This window comes from Pradoshia sp. Z4_20, assembly GCF_058216035.1.
In genome coordinates this window covers 1,017,174-1,039,842 of record NZ_JBZAJD010000001.1, presented here as the reverse complement: position 1 = coordinate 1,039,842, position 22,669 = coordinate 1,017,174, and the positions used below count along the sequence as shown (strand labels likewise).

Annotated in this window: 21 protein-coding genes; 4 read left to right on the top strand and 17 right to left on the bottom strand. The window is 36.3% G+C overall.

Features of this window, described 5'->3' with window-relative positions:
• From AC4BHP_RS05010 to AC4BHP_RS04975, 8 genes are all read right to left on the bottom strand, one after another.
• Positions 1-2,310 carry an ATP-dependent DNA helicase gene (locus AC4BHP_RS05010; RefSeq protein ID WP_490551489.1) on the bottom strand — a complete coding sequence of 770 codons (2,310 nt, stop codon included), beginning with the start codon at positions 2,308-2,310 and terminating at the stop codon, positions 1-3.
• Between the two features lie 265 nt (positions 2,311-2,575).
• Positions 2,576-2,992 (bottom strand): CBS domain-containing protein, encoded by a 417-nt coding sequence (locus tag AC4BHP_RS05005; protein WP_066103476.1) that lies wholly within the window; start codon positions 2,990-2,992, stop codon positions 2,576-2,578.
• A gap of 83 nt (positions 2,993-3,075) precedes the next feature.
• Positions 3,076-3,732: a GTP pyrophosphokinase gene (locus tag AC4BHP_RS05000; protein ID WP_225983575.1), complete on the bottom strand. Its 657-nt coding sequence runs from the start codon at positions 3,730-3,732 to the stop codon at positions 3,076-3,078.
• 172 nt (positions 3,733-3,904) lie between these two features.
• Positions 3,905-4,102 carry a cold-shock protein gene (locus AC4BHP_RS04995; RefSeq protein ID WP_066103474.1) on the bottom strand — a complete coding sequence of 66 codons (198 nt, stop codon included), beginning with the start codon at positions 4,100-4,102 and terminating at the stop codon, positions 3,905-3,907.
• An 81-nt stretch (positions 4,103-4,183) separates the two neighbouring features.
• The gene (locus AC4BHP_RS04990; protein ID WP_066103471.1) at positions 4,184-4,384 is read right to left on the bottom strand and encodes a cold-shock protein; all 201 of its coding nucleotides are present in this window, start codon (positions 4,382-4,384) and stop codon (positions 4,184-4,186) included.
• Positions 4,385-4,604: 220 nt separating this feature from the next.
• The gene (locus AC4BHP_RS04985) at positions 4,605-5,156 is read right to left on the bottom strand and encodes a mismatch-specific DNA-glycosylase (protein WP_066103469.1); all 552 of its coding nucleotides are present in this window, start codon (positions 5,154-5,156) and stop codon (positions 4,605-4,607) included.
• Between the two features lie 175 nt (positions 5,157-5,331).
• On the bottom strand, positions 5,332-6,426 hold the full coding sequence (locus AC4BHP_RS04980) for an SEC-C metal-binding domain-containing protein (protein WP_139891857.1): 1,095 nt from the start codon (positions 6,424-6,426) through the stop codon (positions 5,332-5,334).
• 244 nt (positions 6,427-6,670) lie between these two features.
• On the bottom strand, positions 6,671-7,540 hold the full coding sequence (locus AC4BHP_RS04975; RefSeq protein WP_490551481.1) for a 3D domain-containing protein: 870 nt from the start codon (positions 7,538-7,540) through the stop codon (positions 6,671-6,673).
• A 351-nt stretch (positions 7,541-7,891) separates the two neighbouring features.
• Between AC4BHP_RS04975 and AC4BHP_RS04970 the strand changes: the two genes are divergently transcribed.
• Positions 7,892-9,484: an ABC-F family ATP-binding cassette domain-containing protein gene (locus AC4BHP_RS04970; protein WP_066103460.1), complete on the top strand. Its 1,593-nt coding sequence runs from the start codon at positions 7,892-7,894 to the stop codon at positions 9,482-9,484.
• Between the two features lie 174 nt (positions 9,485-9,658).
• On the opposite strand, the gene AC4BHP_RS04965 is transcribed toward AC4BHP_RS04970, so the two are convergent.
• From AC4BHP_RS04965 to helD, 8 genes are all read right to left on the bottom strand, one after another.
• Positions 9,659-10,372, bottom strand: coding sequence for an AAA family ATPase (locus tag AC4BHP_RS04965; protein WP_490551480.1), 714 nt, complete (start codon positions 10,370-10,372; stop codon positions 9,659-9,661).
• 395 nt (positions 10,373-10,767) lie between these two features.
• Positions 10,768-11,391, bottom strand: coding sequence for an ECF transporter S component (locus AC4BHP_RS04960; protein ID WP_066103455.1), 624 nt, complete (start codon positions 11,389-11,391; stop codon positions 10,768-10,770).
• Positions 11,392-11,915: 524 nt separating this feature from the next.
• Positions 11,916-12,479, bottom strand: a complete 564-nt coding sequence (locus AC4BHP_RS04955; protein WP_148629781.1) for an HAD-IA family hydrolase — start codon at positions 12,477-12,479, stop codon at positions 11,916-11,918.
• Between the two features lie 11 nt (positions 12,480-12,490).
• Positions 12,491-13,351 carry a CvfB family protein gene (locus AC4BHP_RS04950; RefSeq protein ID WP_140461526.1) on the bottom strand — a complete coding sequence of 287 codons (861 nt, stop codon included), beginning with the start codon at positions 13,349-13,351 and terminating at the stop codon, positions 12,491-12,493.
• A gap of 47 nt (positions 13,352-13,398) precedes the next feature.
• A complete protein-coding gene (locus tag AC4BHP_RS04945) occupies positions 13,399-14,301 on the bottom strand; it encodes a DUF1848 domain-containing protein (RefSeq protein ID WP_490551478.1) in 903 nt (300 codons plus the stop codon).
• Positions 14,302-14,327: 26 nt separating this feature from the next.
• Positions 14,328-15,083, bottom strand: a complete 756-nt coding sequence (locus tag AC4BHP_RS04940) for an ABC transporter permease (protein ID WP_490551477.1) — start codon at positions 15,081-15,083, stop codon at positions 14,328-14,330.
• Positions 15,080-15,988, bottom strand: coding sequence for an ABC transporter ATP-binding protein (locus AC4BHP_RS04935; RefSeq protein WP_066103443.1), 909 nt, complete (start codon positions 15,986-15,988; stop codon positions 15,080-15,082). Before AC4BHP_RS04935 ends, AC4BHP_RS04940 begins: the two co-directional genes overlap by 4 nt.
• A 126-nt stretch (positions 15,989-16,114) precedes the next feature.
• Positions 16,115-18,355, bottom strand: coding sequence for an RNA polymerase recycling motor HelD (gene helD / locus AC4BHP_RS04930; protein WP_490551474.1), 2,241 nt, complete (start codon positions 18,353-18,355; stop codon positions 16,115-16,117).
• 88 nt (positions 18,356-18,443) lie between these two features.
• On the opposite strand from helD, the gene AC4BHP_RS04925 reads away from it, so the two are divergent.
• Entirely contained in the window at positions 18,444-18,728 is a 285-nt protein-coding gene (locus AC4BHP_RS04925; RefSeq protein WP_066103440.1) for a hypothetical protein, read from the top strand.
• Positions 18,729-18,831: 103 nt separating this feature from the next.
• Here AC4BHP_RS04925 and AC4BHP_RS04920 read toward each other — a convergent pair whose 3' ends face one another.
• A complete protein-coding gene (locus AC4BHP_RS04920) occupies positions 18,832-20,364 on the bottom strand; it encodes a hypothetical protein (RefSeq protein ID WP_139891852.1) in 1,533 nt (510 codons plus the stop codon).
• 200 nt (positions 20,365-20,564) lie between these two features.
• Here AC4BHP_RS04920 and AC4BHP_RS04915 point away from each other — a divergent pair, with 200 nt between their 5' ends.
• Positions 20,565-21,134, top strand: coding sequence for a biotin transporter BioY (locus tag AC4BHP_RS04915; RefSeq protein WP_139891851.1), 570 nt, complete (start codon positions 20,565-20,567; stop codon positions 21,132-21,134).
• Positions 21,135-21,475: 341 nt separating this feature from the next.
• Positions 21,476-22,528, top strand: a complete 1,053-nt coding sequence (locus AC4BHP_RS04910; RefSeq protein ID WP_077248010.1) for an SMI1/KNR4 family protein — start codon at positions 21,476-21,478, stop codon at positions 22,526-22,528.
• Positions 22,529-22,669: the final 141 nt, after the last annotated feature.

Below are 22,669 nucleotides of genomic sequence, written 5' to 3'. Positions count from 1 at the left end.
TTATGTAACAATATCCTTGTAACTATTAATAATTTTAAACTGACTCCACATTTCAGGAAACAAAGATTGATATTTATCGGTTAAAAATCGATCATCTATTAAAGTAAGCGTACCTGTATCCTGTTCACTGCGAATTAATCGACCTGCAGCCTGCAATACTTTGTTCATCCCCGGATAAACATACGCGTAATCAAATCCATTTTTACTTTTTGAGTGATAATAGTCGCGAATTAAGTTTCTTTCTTCATTTAATTGAGGCAATCCAACTCCAATTATGATAACCCCACTCAATCTATTGCCAACCAGGTGGATTCCTTCAGAAAAGATTCCGCCTAATACTGTAAAGCCAATTACAGGAATATCTAGGTTCTCTTCAAAGGCTGACAGAAAATCTTCTCTTTCCTGCTCACTCATTCCTTGATTTTGTATCAGAATTTTAGAAGGTTCCTCAAATTCCTCCAGTTCGTCCATAACCATTCTTAAAAATTGGTAGGACGGGAAAAACACTAAAAAATTACCTCTGTTTTTTGTAATTGCATGAATGGTTCTGGCAATTTGAACACTAGATACCGAGCGATCATGGAATCTTGTAGAAAGCGGCTGTATTGCTATATCCAACTGATCTGGGGAAAATGGTGAACCGATTTGAATCCGATAATCCCCATCACCACTTCCTAATGCATCCATGTAATAGCCAATTGGCGTCAATGTAGCCGAGAAGAATAGAGTGGAAGCAAATCCCTTCGTCATCTTTTGCAAATTTAAAGCAGGATCCAAACAAAACAGCTTTAAGTATACATTATTGCTTCCCTTTATTACATGCGTCGTATAATGCTCATTATAATACTTAGCTATCCGTAGGAAATTCTGTGATTGAAAAAAGGTTTCTAATAAATCAATTTCATTTGACGTATGATTTTCTCCATACCTGGTTAATTGAGCACCGGCATGAAGTACGAAATCTTCCAGTGCATCCAGCAACTCGTCCGGCTTTTCCGAATAAGCAGCTGATTTCCTTTCGCCCAATTTCTTCCTTTGCTGAATCAATAATGCATTAATTACTTTAGCTGCATTTGATAGCTCTGGATTCAATTGGCCGTACGCCCTTTTTATATCTAGAAATGCTTTCTTTTCCAACTCTGCAGAAAACATTTCCCGGCCGCGTTCCACCAGATTATGCGCTTCATCAACCAGAATTACAGTTCGTTTCTTTTGCTCATCAGATAGTCGTTTCAAGAATACTCGTGGATCAAAAATATAATTATAATCGCAAATCACAATGTCTGCCAGGTATGCTAATTCAATCGAATATTCAAAAGGACATACTCGGTGGCGCTGAGCGTATTCCAGAATTGTTTCTCTATCCATTAACCATTCATTTTCTAAAATATCCAAAACAGCAGCATTAATTCGGTCATAATGCCCCTCCCCATATATACATTGGCCAGAGGTGCAATCAGGACACATTTTATCCTTAGCTGTAAGGGTAACAGTTTTCACTTTTAAACCTTTGCCAATTAAGATGTTTAGTGTATCCTCAGCCACTTGCCTCGTAATTGTTTTGGCTGTTAAATAGAAAAATCGTTCAATCTTATGGTCTATTTCTCCCATCATTTTTATGGATGGAAATATAAAAGAAATGGTCTTTCCAATGCCAGTTGGCGCCAATGCGAATAATTTTTTTCGTTCAGAAATGGTTTTCCAGGCTGCTCCTATGAGCTTTCGCTGTCCCTTTCTAAAATTTCCGAACGGAAATTCAATTTTTGCTGCTGAATTGAGCTTTTCTCTCCGTATCTTTAATTGCAGGATTGCAAATGGTGTAAAGTTTTCGAGTACTTGAGTTAGAAATTGTTCTAATTCTTTAAATGTTAGGGTTTTGCGAAACGAGGCTGTTTGATTAGTCAATATTTGTACGTAAGTCAATTGTATATCAATATGTTTCAGACCTTCATTCAAACAGTATATATAGCCATAACACATTGCCTGAGCCCAGTGTACAGGGTATGTATTTTCATCAATCCCATCAAGAGCTCCAGAGGTTGATTTAATTTCCTCAATGACTGTTCCTTCTCGCCTATGTAAAATACCATCACATCTTCCTTCAATCTCATAAAGAATATCCCCGTATTCCATTATCAGATTAAGAGGTACCTCTTTTTCATCGTTCTCCTCATATTCTGCTTGTCTTCTTTGATGAATTCTTGTCCCCTCAATCATAGAACTGGCCGTGCGAAAACGTCCGTCCAAATCGCCGCCCCGATAAACATATTCAACTAACTGTCTAATGGATATATGATACTCACCTAACATGTACACTCACCCAACCTGCGTCATAGTACCATTATCATACCATATAGGGTACAGATGTTCTTACTTAAATGAAATTGAAAGAACATCATTCATATAAAGTAGGGACTATTGAAATCTCTTTGCTTCACCCTTAATAGTAACTAAAACAGGGTATTCTCAGATTTTGAGAATACCCTGTTTTGTTTGATTGCCTTGTCACATAATCACTTAATATGAATATTTCTAATTTCCGCTTTTATGAAGAATATATATACTCGGCTTTTTCTTAATTTTCTTCTGAAATATCCTGCAAAGCTTCACCGGCTTCGTCATTACCGGTATAGCTTACGGCCAAATCACCTAAGGATACAATTCCAACAAGTTTACCGTTTTCCAGGACAGGCAGACGCCTAATTTGATGTTGAGCCATTAGTGCAGCTGCTTCCTCCTCTGTTGTATCAGGGTTTGCAGTCACAACATTTTGATGCATCACATCTGTTACCCTAGTTGAACCTGGCCGTTTTTCAGCAATTCCGTCCACAACCAGATCGCGGTCCGTAATGATGCCAATCAATGTATTATCCTCACAGACAGGAATGATTCCTACATTATCTTCTTTCATTTTCAAAGCAACCTCATATACATTATCAAGCGGTGTAACATAGTCTACATTTGTGGTCATAATTTCTCTTAACATCGTCATGAGCTATACCTCACTTCCTTTTACCTCTATCTTCCCCTTTTTTACCTTTTTGACACATTTTTTTAATGGAAGAAGGAGGTTAATTAAAGTTTGGTTTCACTCATTAATTTATCAATATCTTTATATATCTGAACTTCTTCATTAATTCTGAGCATTTTATCGTCCAATTCTGCAATCATATCGGCAGACCCTTTTAATTCTTGGAGTAGATGCTCAGGTACATCCTTAGAGAATTTATAATAAATTTTATGTTCCAGGCTCGCCCAAAAGTCCATGGCAATGGTTCTAATTTGTATTTCCACCGGCATCCATTTTTTACAGTTCGAAAAAAACACTGGTATTTCCGTAATCAAATGAAGGCTCCTATACCCGTTTGACTTAGGGTTTTTAATATAATCTTTAATCTCAATAATATGTATATCATCCTGTTTTCCAAGGGCATCTACAATCGCATAAATATCCGTCGTAAACGAACAGGAAATACGAATCCCGGCTATATCACGGACATTCTGCTGTGCATTTTCAACCGTAATATCTAGGTTTTTTCGTTTTAATTTTTTCATAATACTCTGTGGACTTTTCATTCTCGATTTAATATGTTCGATTGGATTGTAATTGTGAATCAATTCAAACTCCTGATTTAATATTTCCAGTTTTGTATTCATTTCACTTAATGCAAACTTATAGCCAATTAAAAATTCTTTCCATTCATTTAATTCTTGTTCATAAGGCAAATTCACAGTTGGGATACCTCTTTTCTGTAGTGTTTACATACCCCTACATACGATTAAGACGAATAAATGGTTTCATTTTGATCTATTGAAAATACTGTTAAATTCACAAAATAAAAAACAAGACAAAAAAAACAGACCACATATTCAATGGTCTGTTTCTGTGAGAAAGCTGGACGGCTTAATCGTTCCGTCTAGGATTATTAATCGCTTGAAGCATTTTAATTCCTTCTGTCATCTCACTACCACATAATGGACACTTAGGTGTTGCTGTAGCTTTGAAATTGTCACGTACCCAACCGTTACAATCATCAGAAGTACATTCCCACACCTTCGTTTCTTCAGGGATTATTTCCTCAACATTTTTTCGATTATACATAACCGGCACACCTTTCTTTTAGAAGTTAATTATGTAGTAAAAGACTATCCATACCTGGGATAGCCTTTATTCGCATACTTCTTAAAGCTTAATTACGTTTTCAGCTTGAGGTCCGCGAGCGCCTTCTGTTACGTCGAACTGTACGCTTTGGCCTTCTTCTAGAGATTTGAAACCTTCGCCTTGAATAGCGGAGAAATGTACGAATACATCATTTTCGCCTTCAACTTCAATGAATCCGAAACCTTTTTCTGCATTAAACCATTTTACTTTACCGTTTTTCATTTTGTTACCTCCAAAAATGTGTGATAAATAAAGATTCACCTATTATAAAAAGTACCGCTCTGTAAAAAAGAGAACACTTTATAATAAGTGAATGTCTATTTACGGTCAATTTTATAAAGATAAACATTATACCTTATAATACGGCACATTTTCAGAAATGTCAATAATCTGCTGAACTTTCTAACCATATCATGCCTCTGTCAGCAGATATTATACCTATTTATTTTTGAGATTTATTCCACTCATATAATTGCCGGAAATAGTCTATTCGTTCTTCTCTCGTATAATGGGCATTTACCCCGCTTGTAGATGGAACAACAAAGATATAGCAGCCTTCCCAATCAGGTGTAGCAAAAAACAAGCCGTCCTGAAGACCTGGTTCTACTTTGCCTTTAAGACGGTTTGTTGCATAGCGGAAGGCAGTAATCCCAATGAAGCATAAACATTTAGGCTTGTATTGAGTGATTAAATTCCTTAGGTCAGCCGCACCCTCTATAAATTCATCTTTTTTCAAATCAGAAGAAGATCTTGTTGCCCTGCCGACAATATCAGTTATTCCGTAACCATAGTCCAAGAGCTTTGCCGTCTCCTCAGGTTTAAACTGATACGGCGTAATGCCACCCAAATACAAACCCTTCCAAAACAAATTCGCTGGATTCGCAAAATGATACCCTTTTAGAGCAGAAATTCTGCCAGGATTAATCCCACAAAATACAATATCCAATCCAGGCTTGATATAGGTTGGCAATGTTAAAGATTCAAAATCCTCCATTCATACCCTCCTCGCTCTATTTTGGATGATTATAACGCATTTAAGAATGATGATAAAGTAATCAACTTATGACTGTTCTTACATCTACTTCTTTGTTAAAAATAAAAAACACGGCATATCCCCCGTAGCAAACGCCACGAGGTACACACCATGTTCACAAGTTACCTGTATGAGATTAAGCTTTACCGCAGCATTTTTTATATTTTTTGCCGCTGCCGCATGGGCAAGGTTCATTTCTGCCTACTTTTGGTTGAGTTTTTAGAACTGGAGCAGAAGCTGCAGGTTTACTAGCAGATGGAGAGGATAATTCAGAAGGTGTGTGACCTTTTAAAATCCATAGTCTTGTATTGTTTACGACAGTAACCATTTTTTCAACCAGTGCATTAATATCTTTTTCTGACTCAAATTCAATTTGTTCTCCAAACCATTTCACCACATCAGGCAAGGATTCTCCGAATTGAACTTTAAAGATAAAACGGTCTGCCAATTCTGCTGCTTCTTCTTGTTTCAAAGAATACGTATCTGATAAATAGTGAATGAATTCAACCATTTGCTCTGTTCTTTCAAATGGCTCGTACCGGTTCACGTTTACCATAGTTTCAGCAGGAATATGGTAGTATTTCAAGCCTACTCTGCTTGCCTGAGCCTGTTTAAATCCATCTAATTCCTTGATAGTATCATGAATAATATATTCATCATCTAGACGGAAATCTCCATAGAAATCTTCCAAATATCGAATGTAATTGTGCAGCCATTCAATATCCACTTCTTCCTGGATATATCCTTCAATCAATTTATGAGCTTTTTCAACCTCTATAAATCCATAATAACGAATTAACCCAAAAAGAATGTTTGTCACTTTTTGATTACGGTTAATGACAGTCATGATTTCTTTTGGATTTAAATTGTAAAATTGTTTCATTACTTCAGTCGGCATTACAACCACTGGTTGATCTTCCACTTTGGAAGGGTGGATATATCCGATACTTGATAAGTAAAATACATTTTCAAGTCCAATTTGTTCGATTGGCATAATCCCGCTTTTTGTCATCATCGCTACAATAGCTGTGTATTGATGAAGATCCATCATTTGAACCTTCTCAGGGACAGAAGCTGGTATTTTCTCAGCCAGTGCTGCTACCAATTCTTTTTTTCTTAATGAACTCATGTTTTTTAAATTTAGATTTCTGCGGATATTCTTTAAAGCATCCATCTTTAATGAATCCAGCAAACTCTCTAAATTATATTCATCTACAGTTGCAGTTGTCATCAGAATTCCTCCATATTGATTCAAAAACTAAAAATATAATAATTCCCCGTCAAAGAATTAAATTTTACTACAAATCACGAAAAAAATAAACTGTCGCTCTATTCCTAAATTTTAAATTCCTTCTATACACTTATGTAATTGACTAAAACATATGGTATTGATACTACCCCTCTTTTACTAGAATAGAAAGGAAAAAGCAATCCAGCGTGCTTGGATTGCTTTTCATGACCAATCAAAAAACCTATCAGTCTTCCAAAATTTTCACATCAACTGTTTTAATACCCCAGTCTTCCGCTTCACTTTGTGATGGAATAAAAACATCAATTTTATTACCTTTAATTGCTCCTCCAATATCTCCGGCAATTGCATGTCCGTACCCTTCCACATAAACTTTTGTGCCCAGTGGAATTACAGATGGGTCAACAGCAATTACTTTTTGATTAGGATTAGCTTTAAGATCTATACCAGTGTATGTGACACCAGTTCCACCTTCACAATCCGCGGTATAAGCTGTTGCCTTAACAGTAATGATTTTCTCATCCTGCTCAGAGTTTTCAGCAGATGTATTTATTTCTTCATCTACTTCTTCAACTTCAGAAGTTACGGCAGTTTCTGTATTTTTATTTACCTCTTCTTCAATTGGTGATTTTACAGATGTTTCTTTTACCTCATCTTTATCTTCAACTGCAGGTGTTTTAATAACCTTATTTTCCTGAGTCTTTTCCGTCTTTACAGCCTTTTCTATCTTAGATAAGTCTGTTCTACGTTCAGTCGATTGCACGTCTTTCGTTTCGACTCGATCTGTTGCATCGGCAGCAACGTTAGCAGATGATTGTATGTTCATTTCTGTATCTTTAATGCTTGAATTAATAGATTCATATGAAGTATGCTCAAACTCTTTATCATTCTGAATGATTGTAGAGCTTGTCTTTTTTTCAGGCATATCTATAAACATAAAATCAGTCAAATCATCTTTCACTACTTGACTTACTTCAACTGTTGGCTGCTGATCTATATGTTGAGTTTTATTATTATTTGATGAGGAAACGAAGCCACCTTGTATGACTCCCGCAAGTGATGTTGAGATTAATACTGCAATAATCAATTGATTCATCGGGCTAACCTCCTTTATTTTGACCGAATGAATTTCAGACATTATCCTACCAGCTAACTAAAATAGTTGTTAAGAACAAATAGATGTTAAACCTATTACATATATGTCACTAATATTACGTTAATGTAACAAATTTACAGAAAAGTATATCAGTAAGCGCTTTATCTATTGATTCTGTTAGTACTGGATTTTTTGTCTTTATAGCTATCGAAGAAGCTGTTTTACACAAATTACCATCGTCAAAGTGCTGTTTTCTGACTAAAACACGAGAATGTTAGCACTTCTCTTTCAAAATGTGTACATGTGGTGATATAATTTGCTAGATACCAGCAAACGGAGGAAATGAAATACATGATTACTGTAAATAACGTAGGTCTTCGCTTTGGAGACCGAAAATTGTTCGAAGATGTAAATATTAAATTTACACCTGGAAACTGCTATGGATTAATTGGCGCCAACGGTGCCGGAAAATCTACTTTTCTTAAAATCTTATCAGGTGAGCTAGAGCCTCAATCTGGAACTGTCAGCCTTGGCCCTGGAGAGCGCCTTACAGTCTTAAAGCAAAATCACTTCGAATATGAAGATATTGAAGTGATTCAAGTAGTTATTATGGGACATGCCCGACTTTATGAAGTTATGAAAGAAAAAGATGCTATTTATATGAAGGAAAACTTCTCCGACGAAGATGGTATGAGAGCAGCAGAACTTGAAGGTGAATTTGCTGAACTGAATGGTTGGGAAGCAGAACCTGATGCAGCAATCCTACTTAAAGGGTTAGGGATACCAGAAGAATTACACAACAAAAAGATGGCTGAGCTAGATGGTGGAGAAAAAGTAAAAGTATTGCTTGCACAAGCTTTATTTGGCAAACCGGACGTATTATTACTCGATGAGCCTACCAACCACCTTGATATCAAAGCTATTCAATGGCTTGAAGAATTTTTAATCAACTTTGAGAATACGGTAATTGTTGTATCCCATGACCGTCATTTCTTGAATAAAGTATGTACACATATTGCAGACCTTGATTTCGGAAAAATCCAATTGTATGTCGGAAACTATGATTTCTGGTATGAGTCCAGCCAATTGGCACAAAAATTAACAGCTGAGTCCAATAAGAAAAAGGAAGAAAAGATTAAGGAATTACAAGCATTCGTTGCCCGTTTCAGTGCTAATGCTTCTAAATCTAAACAGGCCACTTCCCGTAAAAAATTATTGGAAAAGATTACGCTCGATGATATTAGACCTTCATCCCGCCGTTATCCATATGTACACTTCACTCCAGAGCGCGAAATTGGTAATGATCTTCTGCGTGTAGAAGGTCTATCCAAAACGATTGATGGAGAAAAGGTACTGAACAATGTTAGCTTTATTATGAATAAAGACGACAAAATCGCTTTAGTTGGTCAAAATGATAATGCCAAAACAGCTCTATTTAAAATCCTAATGGGTGAAATGGAAGCTGATGAAGGAACATTCAAATGGGGAGTTACAACTTCACAATCCTACTTCCCTAAAGACAACTCTGAGTTCTTTGAAGGAAACGAGCAAACTCTAGTGGATTGGCTTCGTCAATTCTCTCCACAGGATGAAAGCGAATCATTCCTTCGTGGTTTCCTCGGAAGAATGCTCTTCTCTGGTGAAGAAGTAATGAAGAAACCGTCTGTTCTTTCCGGTGGCGAAAAAGTTCGTTGTATGCTATCCAAAATGATGCTCAGCGGAGCAAATGTTCTTCTTTTGGATGAACCGACGAACCATCTAGACTTGGAATCCATCACAGCAGTCAATAACGGTATGATTAATTTCAAAGGTGCCATGATCTTCACATCTCATGACCACCAGTTTATCCAAACGATTGCAAACCGTATTATCGAAATTACTCCAGATGGCATCATCGACAAACAAATGACGTATGATGAGTATTTAGAGACAGTTAAAAAGTAATGAATGCAAAAGACTATCAGTGAATTTTAACTGATAGTCTTTTTCTTATAATTTGGATTAGTGCCTTGTTAAATATAAAAAATTACAAAACAGCTTAAATCCTTCTGTATTTCATACTCCATAATTAAAGCCTTAATCTTAATCAAACGACTACATACGGTGTCTTCTGGATGATTAATCTTCTAATATCTCTCGCAAAAACTTGTGTCTATTTTGTAAAAAGTAATTCGTTATTTGATAGTGATCTGTCATTTCATAATCTATCTCTTTAATTGTATCGTTATCAAAACTTAGAATTGTGGCGTTGGGATATCCTAAAAGAATTGGAGAATGTGTAGCGATTATAAATTGACTGTCCCCTGCAGTGACTAAATCATGTAAGATTTTCAAAAATGAAAGTTGTCGCTGGGGTGATAAGGCAGCTTCTGGTTCATCTAATAAATAGATGGCTCTCCCTTTAAATCGGTTTAAAAAGAGGGACAAAAAAGACTCGCCATGAGATTGTTGATGCAAAGAACGTCCGCCATAGGCATTATAAGCTTTTACTTCATCAATATGAGAAGCAAAATTATAAAATGACTCTGCTCTAAGAAAAAAACCGTCTGTGACTTTAGGAAGCCACGAAAGCCTTATATATTCGCCAAGTGCGGATTCTGAAGCATGAACATTATAAGTATTATTCCGCCCTCCACCTGCTGTATTAAACTGACATTTATCAGCAATTGCTTCTAGAAGTGTAGATTTTCCTGAACCGTTTTCCCCAACAAAAAATGTAACATTGGTTTTCAAATTCAATTGGTGAAGATTCTTTATTGAAGGAATAGAGAAAGGATACTCATTATAAGAAGGTATGTTTTCATGCTCAAGTTGAATTCTCTTTAAGAACAACACTATCACCTACGATTTCCTTTTTTACTTTTTTTTCGAATAAAACGTCCCTTTAACTGAATGAAAAAGACAATAAACCATGCATAGCATTCGACAATCAAATCGGATCGCTTTATTTAACAATTATATACAAAATATCATTACTTTTCACAATTTAATCCCACGAAAATAGTATAAAGCCGCGTAGTTGGAAAAATTGATTATAGACGACACGTACTGCTTATTTTCCTTGAAATTACTCTATACTTAGTAACTTCTATAACACTTGATAATAAGTTCAATCCAAACAGCAACTATAAAAAACGCCATTTTGAATATTGATATTCAAAATGGCGTTCAAATTAATATGTGAGTTTGACATTTCTTAATTGATATTCAGAAATAGTGACATGAGTTTATCTTCTCGAAATCTTTAATAAAGGCGGAACTACCGCCATCGTTACCATCCCGGCAAGGAGTGCTTCGGCAAGTCCATTTGTAAAAAACACAGTTAAAACAGCTTTATAAATGGCACTTGTACTGCCAGCGTTAATAGCCTCTGCATAGGCATCCTGAAATAGAAAGGTAATAGAACCCATAACCAAGAATGTATGCATAAAAGTGGACACTAAAGCTGTAATAAATAAAGCAGGTTTTTGAAGCGAATTTTTCTTTGTTATAGCATTACGAAATGCTTTAAAAATATAGTAAGGTATAAATCCAATCATTACTCTTGGAACAATGGCAATAAATAACGCCCAAAAACTTCCTTGATCTGTTCCTAATACGGGAATTGCTGGTGAAAAAGCAAATGATAATAATGTCGGAGTAATCGTATTTACAGCAATACTAGTAAATCCAAATACTAATCCCAATAACGCACCTATCTTTGGGCCTAAAATAATAGAGGCAATAATAATTGGAATATGAATTAAGGTTGCTTTAATTACACCTAAATGAATAAAACCAAATGGTGTAAACGCAAATAATAGAATAATAGATAAAAAAATGGCTGTTAAAGTAAAGTCTTTTATTTTCAACTTTCTAACTCCTTCAGTAATCAAATTTCTTTAAATTATCTTTTGATTAGTAAATTAAATTATAAGGATAAATTATTTGGTATGTAAAGATATTTCGCTTTGAGGATTCAAAATTTAATGTAAATCTTAAATATGTGGAATAACCCTTACAGATACTGAATTACATAATTGTACTCATGGGATGTTCATTTATCGCTATACATCCTAAAGATTGAGAAAATATCCAATGGAAAACTAATCCGCTCTATTTCCTTACTGATTCGCTCAATTATTGCTGAATTCGGCTGAATTCTGGTCAGAATCGGCTCTATTATCACTAAAATTGGCTCTATTATTCTGAATAACGGCTCTATTAATGGCTATTTAACCTCATATCTATTCTTTTCTCCTAATCCAGCAATCTTATTAGTAAAGTATATATGTTAAAAATCTATTTCCAGCAAGGGATTCGTTATAATCTATCCATAAAAAGCAAAACAGGTGGGAAAGAACAATTTGTTCTCTCTCCACCTGTTGAACTTAACTTATCTTTTAACAATCTCAAAAAACGTATCATAGCTATTAACATAATAATCCGCACCTGGCGTATCATTCTGAAATAAGCAGGTTTTGATTCCAATACTTTTGGCAGGTAAAATATCTAACTCCCTATCCCCAACCGCGAGATCAATACGGTACTTATCGTGCAGGTACTGATAGCTTGCTGGATGAGGTTTTTTTGGATATCCGTCATCAATGGCTACTATTTCTGTGAAATATTGATCCATTCCGTTTGCTTTTAAAATACTCTCGGCACCTTCACGGTATTTATGCGTCATGATTACATTTAAATCCGCTGCCTCCAGCACATTCTTCACTCCCGGAAACGGTTTGAAATCCAAGGGCTTTAACTGCCTTTCAAGTATATGAATATGTTTAATTTGTTCTTCGGTTAGCTTAAGTTCGTTGAACGCATGGCCAAACGACACCTTTAGCAAGGAAAAGATTTCTTCCTCCGAAAGAGGTGTCTCCACTGCACTTTTGACCATTCTCGCATAACCGGGATAGGTATCAAATAAAGTGCCGTCAAAGTCCCAAAGTATATTCATATCCATTCCCCTTATTGTTTCGTTATCTTCGTCCAGCCATCCTCTTGTGTAATTCTGCGATCCTTCATTAGTCGGCCGAGTGCACGTTTAAAAGCTGCTTTACTCATACCAAAACGTTTTTGGATAGACTCCGGATCCGATTTATCCCAATAAGGCATGCTGCCCCCGCGGCTTTCAAGATAAGTAAAGATTGCTTCCGCATCTTCATCAAGGCGTTCATGCGTACGTGGCAGCAACGAGCCGTTTGTACTGCCATCAGGCTTAACTTCAATAATTCTGCCCTTGACCAATTCACCCAGCCTTGGTTCATTCGCACGTTCACTCTCATGAATGAAACAGCGGTACCCTTCTGTTGTTAAAATAAAGGTGCCTACTTTTAATAAACGGTAAGCTCTTCCCTCAAAATCTTTATTTTTTATTGATTCAGGAGCATGCTCGCTTAATTCCTGTACAACGGTTTCAGTAGCAAGACGACCAAACATTCTGCCTCTATTGTCGACTTTTAATGTAACATAAAGCTGGTCTCCTACTTCTGGCCATAGGCTTTTTAATTTTGGTAAATCGTCACTGGAGATCAATAAATCCTTTTGAAGTCCGATATCAAGGAAAACCCCGTGGCTTGGATGAACATCCACGACCGGAACCCAATCATAATCACCTTCAGTAATGGTTGGCAATTTCATGGAGGCTGTCAATCGGCCTTCTTTATCGTTAAATAAGAAAACCTCTATTTCTTGCCCTATTTCAAGATCACCAACGATTTCATGTGTGTGAAGCAAAACATCTTCTTCACCATTAGAAAGAAAGTATCCGAATGAAACCTCTCTTTCCACTGTTAATGTTGCTTTAATACCTGGTTGTAAATAACTCATTAACTCTTCACCGCTTCCTTTATACGATCCTTAAGTATATCATTATTTTACCCGTTTATCAGTAAATAAGGACTAGTTGGATCATGTTTTTGTCTATTTGTCTGCACCAGCTTCGGACTTCTTACCGCATAGCAATATACGCAGCCAAATGGGCATGTATCATATGAACCCATCTCATCTGCCTCCATGCACCCACATTCAGCCCGTTGGTATTTATCCTTTTTACCGGATAATTGCAGGTTAAATACTTCTTCAATAAAGTTTTTATCAATACACGCGCCATGTTTGATTCCGTGTGTATCCAAGTCAATAATCTCCGAACAAGTCTCTGGTACCATTCCATATTGCTTGCAAACTGAACCAATGGTACGGGTCAATGCATTTAAAGCTGACCGATTGTTAGGGTCAAGCCAGTCATCGAATTGATAGCCCTCCACCTTTTCCAGATTAGCAAGTCTACCTTTTGTCTTCGTATAAAAATCTTGAAAACTAATCACTACACGCGTAGTAAACCCGGATAATTGTTTTGCTATATGAGTAAATCGCTCGATATGATACTCCACATTCGTTTTATTGCTTAACACAATGGGATCGTATCGCCAGATTACTTTCTCCTGCCCGATTAAATCAGATATATACTGGAACTCTTTCATTCTGTTAGATAAACTTGGCATCCCTGGCTCAATCTCTTTTGGATAGTCATTTAGAGTATATTGAAACATTAAACGGTAGCCCATCTCCACCAATTCAGGAATATAGGGATTCATCGGTTTTGGATTCTTTGTCCAAAAACAAATTGCATCCACATCTACCGGCAAAAGTGAAACCTTCTTTGTTTGATGACGATTAAAAGGATTCACCTTCATATAATAGCCTTCTCTGATTCGATTCATAAACCACTCAGAGTAAAACGCAGGTATATCTGTTCTCCTGCTGGCACTAATAATCATCATTCTCACCCTTTCAGGCCTTTACTTTATACTGTTATATCCCTTTTTGCAAAGAAAAACCAAGCAACACCATAAAAGAAAATGAAATGCATGATAAGGATGATGATCGAAAAGCCTGGTGACATTCCAGACAGGATAGGTGTATTACCGAATAAGTATTGGTCCCACTGTGTATTGGCAAAGAGCAAAATCTTGCCAAGGGACAGCTCCAGCAACTCTGCAATTTCCGTTACAAACTTCCCGCCAAGTAACGCAGCTATTCCAAACCCAATTGCAAAGGCACTATTTTTAAATACGACAGATACTGCATATGTAAAGGTTGAAATCAGCATCAATTCCAAAAACGTAATTCCATACGTTAACAATAACTTTTGAAACATAAGCCCATAGCCCGCTCCAAAGCCGTAAATTATTCCTCCAATAAGCCAGGAAAAGATAAATGTAGTGGTTAATAAATATATACCATACAATTGAATCGTAAGCCATTTGGCAAATAAGACCATTGACCTTGTTCTCGGACGGATCAATAACAGTTTAATTGTTCCTCTTTGAAATTCATTAGCCAGTATACTCCCCGCCAAACCAATCGCTAGAAATATCGTGATGATTAGGAAGTTGGATAGCACAGACATAAAGTCAATCACATTTCCGTCTGTTCCTTTAATCAGTTTTGTAAAAAAGAATGGTAATAAACAAATCAACAAAGGCATCACCAGAAAGGAGTATCTGACCATTTTGTTATTTGTCATTTTATAGTGTTCGTTATAAAGTAATGACCTCACGAAATTCCAACCTCCCTCGCTGAAATCGTCTGTAAAAAGGTGTCTTCCAACTGATTTTGGTCATAAGCAAGCTGATACACGCTCACTTTATTCAGAACCAGCATTTCATTAAGCATCGGGATATCCTTTTTCTCAACTGATAAGCGAATAAGATTTCCCTTATATGAAATAACCTCATAATTTGCATCTAATACAGCCAGAGCATGTTGGATATCATCCACCTCAATAATAAGCACATGATGATCCATTTTTACATTTGTGATCTCCAATAATTCACCCGCTTTTATGATGCCAATTCGATCACAAAGCATTTCAACCTCAGATAATAGATGAGTGGAAATGAGAATCGATATATTCTCTTCTTTGGCCAAATAGAGAAGATGATTGCGTAAGTCACGCATTCCTTCTGGATCCAACCCGTTTGTTGGCTCGTCCAAAATCAAAATCTTCGGTTTGTGCAAAATGGCCTGGGCGACTCCTAATCTCTGTTTCATTCCTAACGAATATGTATGTACCTTGTCATCGATTCTTTCTGTCAGGTTGACTAATTCAACAACTTCTTCTATTCTATCAGATGATATATTCGAATATAAATTAGCGTATAATTCTAAATTTTGCCACCCAGTTAAATAATCGTAAAAGGCTGGATTTTCAATAATAGCTCCTACATGTTTGATGGCGTCAACAAAAGACGTTCCTACCTCGTGATTCATGATTCTAATCTGGCCGGCATTTTTCTTCATAAGTCCGCAAATCACTCGAATTAAGGTCGTTTTTCCAGCACCATTGGGTCCAATTAAGCCGAAAATTTCGCCTTCTTCTATTTCAAAGCTGATATTTTTAAGGATATCAGAACCAGCTATTTGTTTGCTGATTGATTTGACTTCTAAAACTGTATTTCTCATTCTCCCTGCCTTACCTCCCTAATCCAATCTACTTATCTATTTTACACTACTTACAACCGCTTACCTATATACGGTAAACGTGTTTTCCAAAACAAATAGAAAAAGGGACATTTTCTCCAACAAATGTTAGAGAATAAATGCCCTCTTCTGTTTCCCCATTAGTATCAGTCGGTGAAGAGCTCTGGTCATTACAACATACAATAGTTTAATATCGATCTCATGGTTATCCGAGTATACTTCATTATATGTGACAGCAAATACAGCATCAAACTCCAATCCCTTCGCTAAGTACGACGGTACAATTACTATTTTATCCTTTGGAATAGATGTCGTTTCTTCAAGTAAATAGAGGTCTAGCTCAGTATGCTGTTTAAGAATGGAATTTACAATCGCTGCATCTTCCTCAGTCTTTGTAATAATCGCGAAAGTATTGAATTTTTCTTCCTTTAACTTCCTTACTTGATTAGACATCTGTTCAGCCCATTCCTCATCAGATGTGATCTCTAAAAATACAGGTGGTTTGCCATGTCGAATGATTGGTTCAACCTCCGGAAATGAAGTGGATAGCCGTTTTAATAATTGATTGGCTTCATTCATAATCTCGACGGTTGTTCGGTAACTCTTTTTCAGCTCTCGATAAATGGCTCTTGGAAAAATGGATTTTCTTACTTCCTGCCAGTCGGTTATTCCCCGGTAAGAATGGATGCCCTGCGCCAAATCACCGACAAGGGTAAACATATCTGTTTCCAAAGCTGTTTTAAGCCCTTGAAGCTGCAAAAAGCTATAATCCTGCGCCTCATCAATCACTACATTCTTTGCCTTTTTCTCCGGCTTAACTCCATAAATTTTTGCATATAAATACAGAATAGGGCCCAAGTCCTCAAGCTCATATTTTTTCTTAGAAAAGATATTCTGACTGCTTTCGCAAAGCTCTAACGCCTCTTTTTTACTGAGTTTATGATCTGAGTATTGAACCAGCCTGTCCGGGTCGCTGTATAATTCTTTATAAAGTGTCCATATATCTCTCTTATCAAAATAGCTCATATAATCCTGGACGGCTTTTTTGATTTCCATTTTCAGATCATTGATCCTCGCCTCTTTTTTATCCAAAGCCAGCGAAATGTATTGCTTCCGCTTTTTCTCATCACCCTTCCAGTTTAAGGCCCTGTCAATTCTGACCTCATAATGCTGAACTACTTTTTTCAGCATTTTATCTTTATTCAAACGTACTTGATTTTGAAGGACTTTTTTTAGTTTCTCGATTCGTTTATAAAGCGGCAAATATGTATACTCATTGTATAAAAGATGATTAAACTGTTTTGCTGTATACAATTTAAACTTATCAACCCGAAAGTCTTCATGCACCATTAAACTGGTTTTTATTTCTTCAACATAATGGTCAAGCACCCCTTGAAATAGAGAGGAACCTTTGATGCTTGAGATGTGAACGAATTGTTGATCCTTGAGGATGTCACGAAGCTTAGTATCCTCTGTCAATTTAATTTTCTTCCCCAGCACCTCTTCCACATATCCCTGAAAGGTCATTTGCCTTACTTTCTCAACACCGAGTTCCGGGAGTGCCTCTGAAATATAATCAAGGAATAAAAAGCTTGGTGCTAAAATTAATAATTGCTCAGGCTGGAATACATCTTTATAGTGATACAAAAAATATGAAATACGGTGCAAAGCAATAGTTGTCTTCCCACTTCCTGCAGCTCCCTGCACAATAATAGGTTTATTTAAATCCGCTCGTATGATTTGATTCTGCTCCTCCTGAATCGTTGCAACAATCTCTGTTAATCGATTGGCAGAACTGCCGGCAAGAGACTCCTGCAATAATTCATCCACCGTCGTAACATCGATATCCCGTATGTCAAGCAACTCTCCATCCTCAATGATGAATTGCCTTTTTAGACTAATGGTACCGTCATAAGTTTCACCTTCTGATGTGTAACTCACTTCTCCCAACCGGCCTTCATAGTATAAATTAGCAATAGGTGAACGCCAATCGATGATCAATTGCTCCTGATTGTCACGTTGGAATAAGGATGTCTTTCCAAAATAAAGCTTCTCCATTCCGCCAGCCTCACGAGAAGTGAAATCAACCCGCGCAAAATATGGTTTAGGTATCGCCTTAATTAAACTTTCCAGTTCGGACCTTGATAGCTGATAGAAGCTTGCACTCGTTAAAAGCTGCGAATACCCCGCACTCTCTACCCAGTCTTCATCTTTAAAAATGTCCTTCATTTTTTCCATAAATTGTTCTTTGTTTGTTTCAGCTGTATCAATGACAACCTGCATGTATTTTTTTATAAATTCGAGCCGTTGTTTCTCCTCTTCAATCTCCTGATTTATACTACTTATCACTCTTTCACCTATCCTTTCTTTATATATTTCAAGAATTCCTGTTTGAAAGACTAAACAAATCACCATACTGCTTATTGGAGGTGGAATCATGTACAGAAATCAAATCGCTTTGGTCTTTTCTGATTTTGGGTTAGATCATCTTTATTTAAAATTTGAAGTGCCGCTTGAAGTTCATGGAATATTGAATGACCCGGAGACGTGTGAAATAATGGAACAATTTTTGTCCGTGTATGACTTTAATTCACAGGAAACTCTCTTATTTGATGAATTTTTCACTCATTTTAAGATATTTAAACGAATAATTACATTCACTAGTGATTTACCCATCCATTATATTGATTTATATAAACCGAGCAGTGAAATCTCTTACTAAATTGATTTTGGGATTTTGCAGGTAACGTTATATTCATACACCCGATACGACAAAATAACCAGACAATCGTTTCATGATTGCCTGGTATTCTTCTTAACGTTATTCACAATAAGTATGGCCCAAATAAACAGGTCATAACTAATAAATTATAGCCTATGTAGTAAAATAATCCAGCAAATAAACCTGTATCTTCCTTCATCACCCAGCGATAGATCATATACGTAACAATACTGATGATTAAAGGCCAAATAATCAAGCTACCATCGAAGTTTAAATATGATGGAGCCGCAAAAAATGACCTTTCTGATAAGACCTCATTCAGCATATAGATCATAGTACCGATATAGAGCAGAATTCCCACCGGCTCTACCCAACTGCGTTCATTCCTTTCGAAAATATCACTCTTGATAAACGACAGGATTCCGTAAAAGACCAATGGAGGAACAACCCATACTAGTCCAAGCACTAGCATAAAAAAGCCGCTGAATATGCCAGAAATAGAATAATATAGAGCGGAGGTATAATCTTCTTTGGTTATTTTTTGTGAAGATTCGATATATCGATCATCATCCGTTGTGCCGTTCAACACATATTCCTTCCCATCAAACGTTTGCCAAGTTATATAATTCTGATCAAGCCATTGAGGTCTGGCAGGTGTGTCTTCCGTATTACTTCTCCTCTCAGCTACCCAGGCTCCTTTTTGCTGCGTGGCATAGTAAACATTATACCCAGAACGCTTTGCAACTCGACTGCCCTCAGCAACAAATAAAATTGCCGGCTTATCATCCTGGTAGGAAATCTGCAAATATCGAGGATTATCTAACTCACTCCCATTCTTCTCATCATAAAAAGTATACTTCTCATTTTTTTCAACTTTTGAAGTAGCTAAATCAAAGCTTAACTCCAACGCTTGATAGGCCCTTTGTCCCTGTGCCATCGAATATTTTTCGATAATAGCTGTAGCTTTTTTGTCTCCGGCATCATAGATGATATTCTCAATTGTTTCCCCGCCAGTTGCTGAATGCTCGAGCAGCTCTTTTAATTTTCCATTATACAATGAATAAAAATGAACCTCGGAATCAGATATTTGAAGTCCTACTAAAAAGGACTTACCATTTTTAGCCTGCAATCCTGTGTAAATAGGTTGATCATATGTATGTATAAGCTTTGTTTGACCTGTACCTGCATTATATTCTTTTAGTTCATTCTGATTCCAAAAGAGAACTCCAGCTTGGGTAGGTGAAAAAGAAGTAATGTCTTGAGCGATTACCTGATCCGTTCCCTCTTGGTTGATGGTTAACTTATCATCATCCATATAAATCAGCTGACCCTCGGACGCCCAAATTGGTTCTGCCGGCGCCACTTCGGCTTGGATAGATTCTTCTTTTAACATGTTGAAATTTTGATCCAATACTTTGTGAGAAACATCTGTCTCATCCGGCATAAAAATGTGTAACTCATCATCTATTTGATAACTGTAATATTCCATTGGATATTTTGATGATGCTTTCAAATTGCTTGATCTTCCCCACCCATCATCAGGCAGAGTTGTTTCCAGTCTTACATTGTACACATAATAAAGCAGCAACATGATAAAACCTGTAATAATTGGTATAATTATAGCCTTCTTACTCAAATGAATCCCCCTTAATCTCTAGATCTTTATACTCATTTAAATAATATCACTATATTAGTTTAATTTGGTAGAATTTTCAATAAATTATAATAGTTTAAATTTTACATTTATTTATTAAACAAATCTTGTTAACTTCCCATAAAATATGTTAACCTATTATTTAAATTGGTTTACTTATTTTTCAGTTGAGGTGACTGTCTATGGCTCATGATAAAACGAAAAAGCTAGTTCTCGCAGCAATGTGTGCATCCATCATCTGTCTGTTAGCCCAAATCACCATTCCTTTGCCTCTCATTCCTATTACAGGACAAACATTAGCCGTTGGGATTGTGGCAACCATCTTGGGATCCAGACACAGTACGATTACAGTATTAGTCTATTTAACACTCGGTCTTATAGGCTTACCTGTATTCTCTCAATTCACAAGCGGATTAGGTATTTTATTTGGACCAACGGGCGGTTACTTAATCGGATTCATTCCGACAGCCTTTCTGATTGGGCTATGGTTAGAAAAAACATCCTATACATACAGTCAAGCTTTTTTCGCAAACCTAATCGGTATGTGTATCACCTTAACCGTTGGATGCGTTTGGTTAAAACTATTTGCAGCACTTACCTGGCAGGAAGCTTTAGTAACAGGTATTTATCCTTTTTTACCAGTCGGCATCATTAAAGCATTCCTAGCCGCATGGTTCGGCATCACTATAAGGCAGCGCTTGAACTCTGCTAAACTATTACCAGCTCAAGCTAAAAGATACTCCTCCCTTTGAATTAGGTGGAGTATCTTTTGCTATATTGGGAAGGTATTATCTGTAAGCCGATATAAAGTATGTTTTTATCAGCTTCTCTATTACTGATTATATTTCTACTAGTTATCATAAAAGCAACTAGATACTCCATAGAAAATATGCAAAACTATATAATTCGTGCTGTAAAACCAAATAAAAGGCACCCTATTTGAGTGCCCACTAGTCAACATTTCCTCTATACTCCTTTCATTTTTTCTTAAAAACAAAATTTATTTAAAGTCACACAAAAGATTATCCATCAACCAATATATGTAAAGGATTAAATGGAACTTTGTAGAATTATATATTGAGCAATAATTTATATGAAATTAGGTGAAGAGATTTTGAAAAGCAGCATATGGGATAAAGATGTAGGTTACAAACCACTACCGGTCACTGATTCAATTATTGAAATGGCCGAAAAAAAGCTGGGTGTTAAACTTCCAGAATCCTACATAAAATTATTAAAAGATCAAAACGGCGGGAGTATCATCTACAATGCTCATCCCGCTCCCAAGCATGAAGTATTTGACGATTTATTCATAGAAGTAGAATACCTCGATGGAATTGGCAAAAATGGAGGAATACTAGATAGTGAAGAATTAATAGAAGAATGGAAAATGCCTAAAGGCCTTGTTTTGTTTAATGGTGATGGTCATTACTGGCTGGCCTTTGATTATCGGCATACTTCTTCAAATCCGCCAATTGTGTACGTAGATAATAATGATGAGATTTCACAAGTAATAACACTCGCTAGAAACTTTGACGATTTTCTAGAAAACTTATATGTAGTGGAAATAGAATTACCAGATGACGAAGACTATTCTATTGTGACATATAGTAAGGAAGACTTTGAATCGTTAATCGAACAAGATGATGCTGAAACACTTTCTGAAATTATCCAATTTGATACTATTGATGAGGAAGCAGATTTAGATTGGTATGGCGAAAAGTTATTACAATTGAGCGAACATCCTGATGATGATTTAAGGATCTCTATAGCTAATAAAATTTGGAATGATTATACTTACCAATTTAGTGAAGATACCTTAAAGAAATTCATTGAACTATTTAAAAATGATACAGATTCTGATGTGAGAAGCTATGCTGATATGATTACAGAAAAAATTAATTACTCTATAGAAGATTTAAAGATGGAAATGGTAAGAGAAAATACTGATTATGGTTACAATGTCGTATCCAGCTTTATGTATAAAGACAATAGCTACCATGTTATACAGAAAGATAATAAATGGATATTGGAAAGTCTCACTGGTGCAGATCAGTCATTCGATTCAATAGAACAATTCTTTAAAGAGGCAACATTGGGGGGAATCCCTCTTACCGATGCTTGGGTAGAAGTTAAGATAATATAAGCTTTTTTAAGAAAAGAAAAAATTACAGTGTACTAATTAGAGCACTCTAACCTATAAAAAGATCCTGACCTCTAAAGTTGATCGGGATCTGATTATTTTGGATTATTTCCCTTCACATATCTAGACGATAAAACATATCCA

Coding starts and splice junctions, on each gene's coding strand:
- AC4BHP_RS05010 (WP_490551489.1), bottom strand. CDS start 2,310: ATGTTAGGTGAGTATCATATATCCATTAGACAGTTAGTTGAATATGTT.
- AC4BHP_RS05005 (WP_066103476.1), bottom strand. CDS start 2,992: ATGACGATGTTAAGAGAAATTATGACCACAAATGTAGACTATGTTACA.
- AC4BHP_RS04995 (WP_066103474.1), bottom strand. CDS start 4,102: ATGTATAATCGAAAAAATGTTGAGGAAATAATCCCTGAAGAAACGAAG.
- AC4BHP_RS04990 (WP_066103471.1), bottom strand. CDS start 4,384: ATGAAAAACGGTAAAGTAAAATGGTTTAATGCAGAAAAAGGTTTCGGA.
- AC4BHP_RS04985 (WP_066103469.1), bottom strand. CDS start 5,156: ATGGAGGATTTTGAATCTTTAACATTGCCAACCTATATCAAGCCTGGA.
- AC4BHP_RS04980 (WP_139891857.1), bottom strand. CDS start 6,426: ATGACAACTGCAACTGTAGATGAATATAATTTAGAGAGTTTGCTGGAT.
- AC4BHP_RS04975 (WP_490551481.1), bottom strand. CDS start 7,540: ATGAATCAATTGATTATTGCAGTATTAATCTCAACATCACTTGCGGGA.
- AC4BHP_RS04970 (WP_066103460.1), top strand. CDS start 7,892: ATGATTACTGTAAATAACGTAGGTCTTCGCTTTGGAGACCGAAAATTG.
- AC4BHP_RS04955 (WP_148629781.1), bottom strand. CDS start 12,479: ATGAATATACTTTGGGACTTTGACGGCACTTTATTTGATACCTATCCC.
- AC4BHP_RS04950 (WP_140461526.1), bottom strand. CDS start 13,351: ATGAGTTATTTACAACCAGGTATTAAAGCAACATTAACAGTGGAAAGA.
- AC4BHP_RS04945 (WP_490551478.1), bottom strand. CDS start 14,301: ATGATTATTAGTGCCAGCAGGAGAACAGATATACCTGCGTTTTACTCT.
- AC4BHP_RS04935 (WP_066103443.1), bottom strand. CDS start 15,988: ATGAGAAATACAGTTTTAGAAGTCAAATCAATCAGCAAACAAATAGCT.
- AC4BHP_RS04925 (WP_066103440.1), top strand. CDS start 18,444: ATGTACAGAAATCAAATCGCTTTGGTCTTTTCTGATTTTGGGTTAGAT.
- AC4BHP_RS04915 (WP_139891851.1), top strand. CDS start 20,565: ATGGCTCATGATAAAACGAAAAAGCTAGTTCTCGCAGCAATGTGTGCA.
- AC4BHP_RS04910 (WP_077248010.1), top strand. CDS start 21,476: ATGAAATTAGGTGAAGAGATTTTGAAAAGCAGCATATGGGATAAAGAT.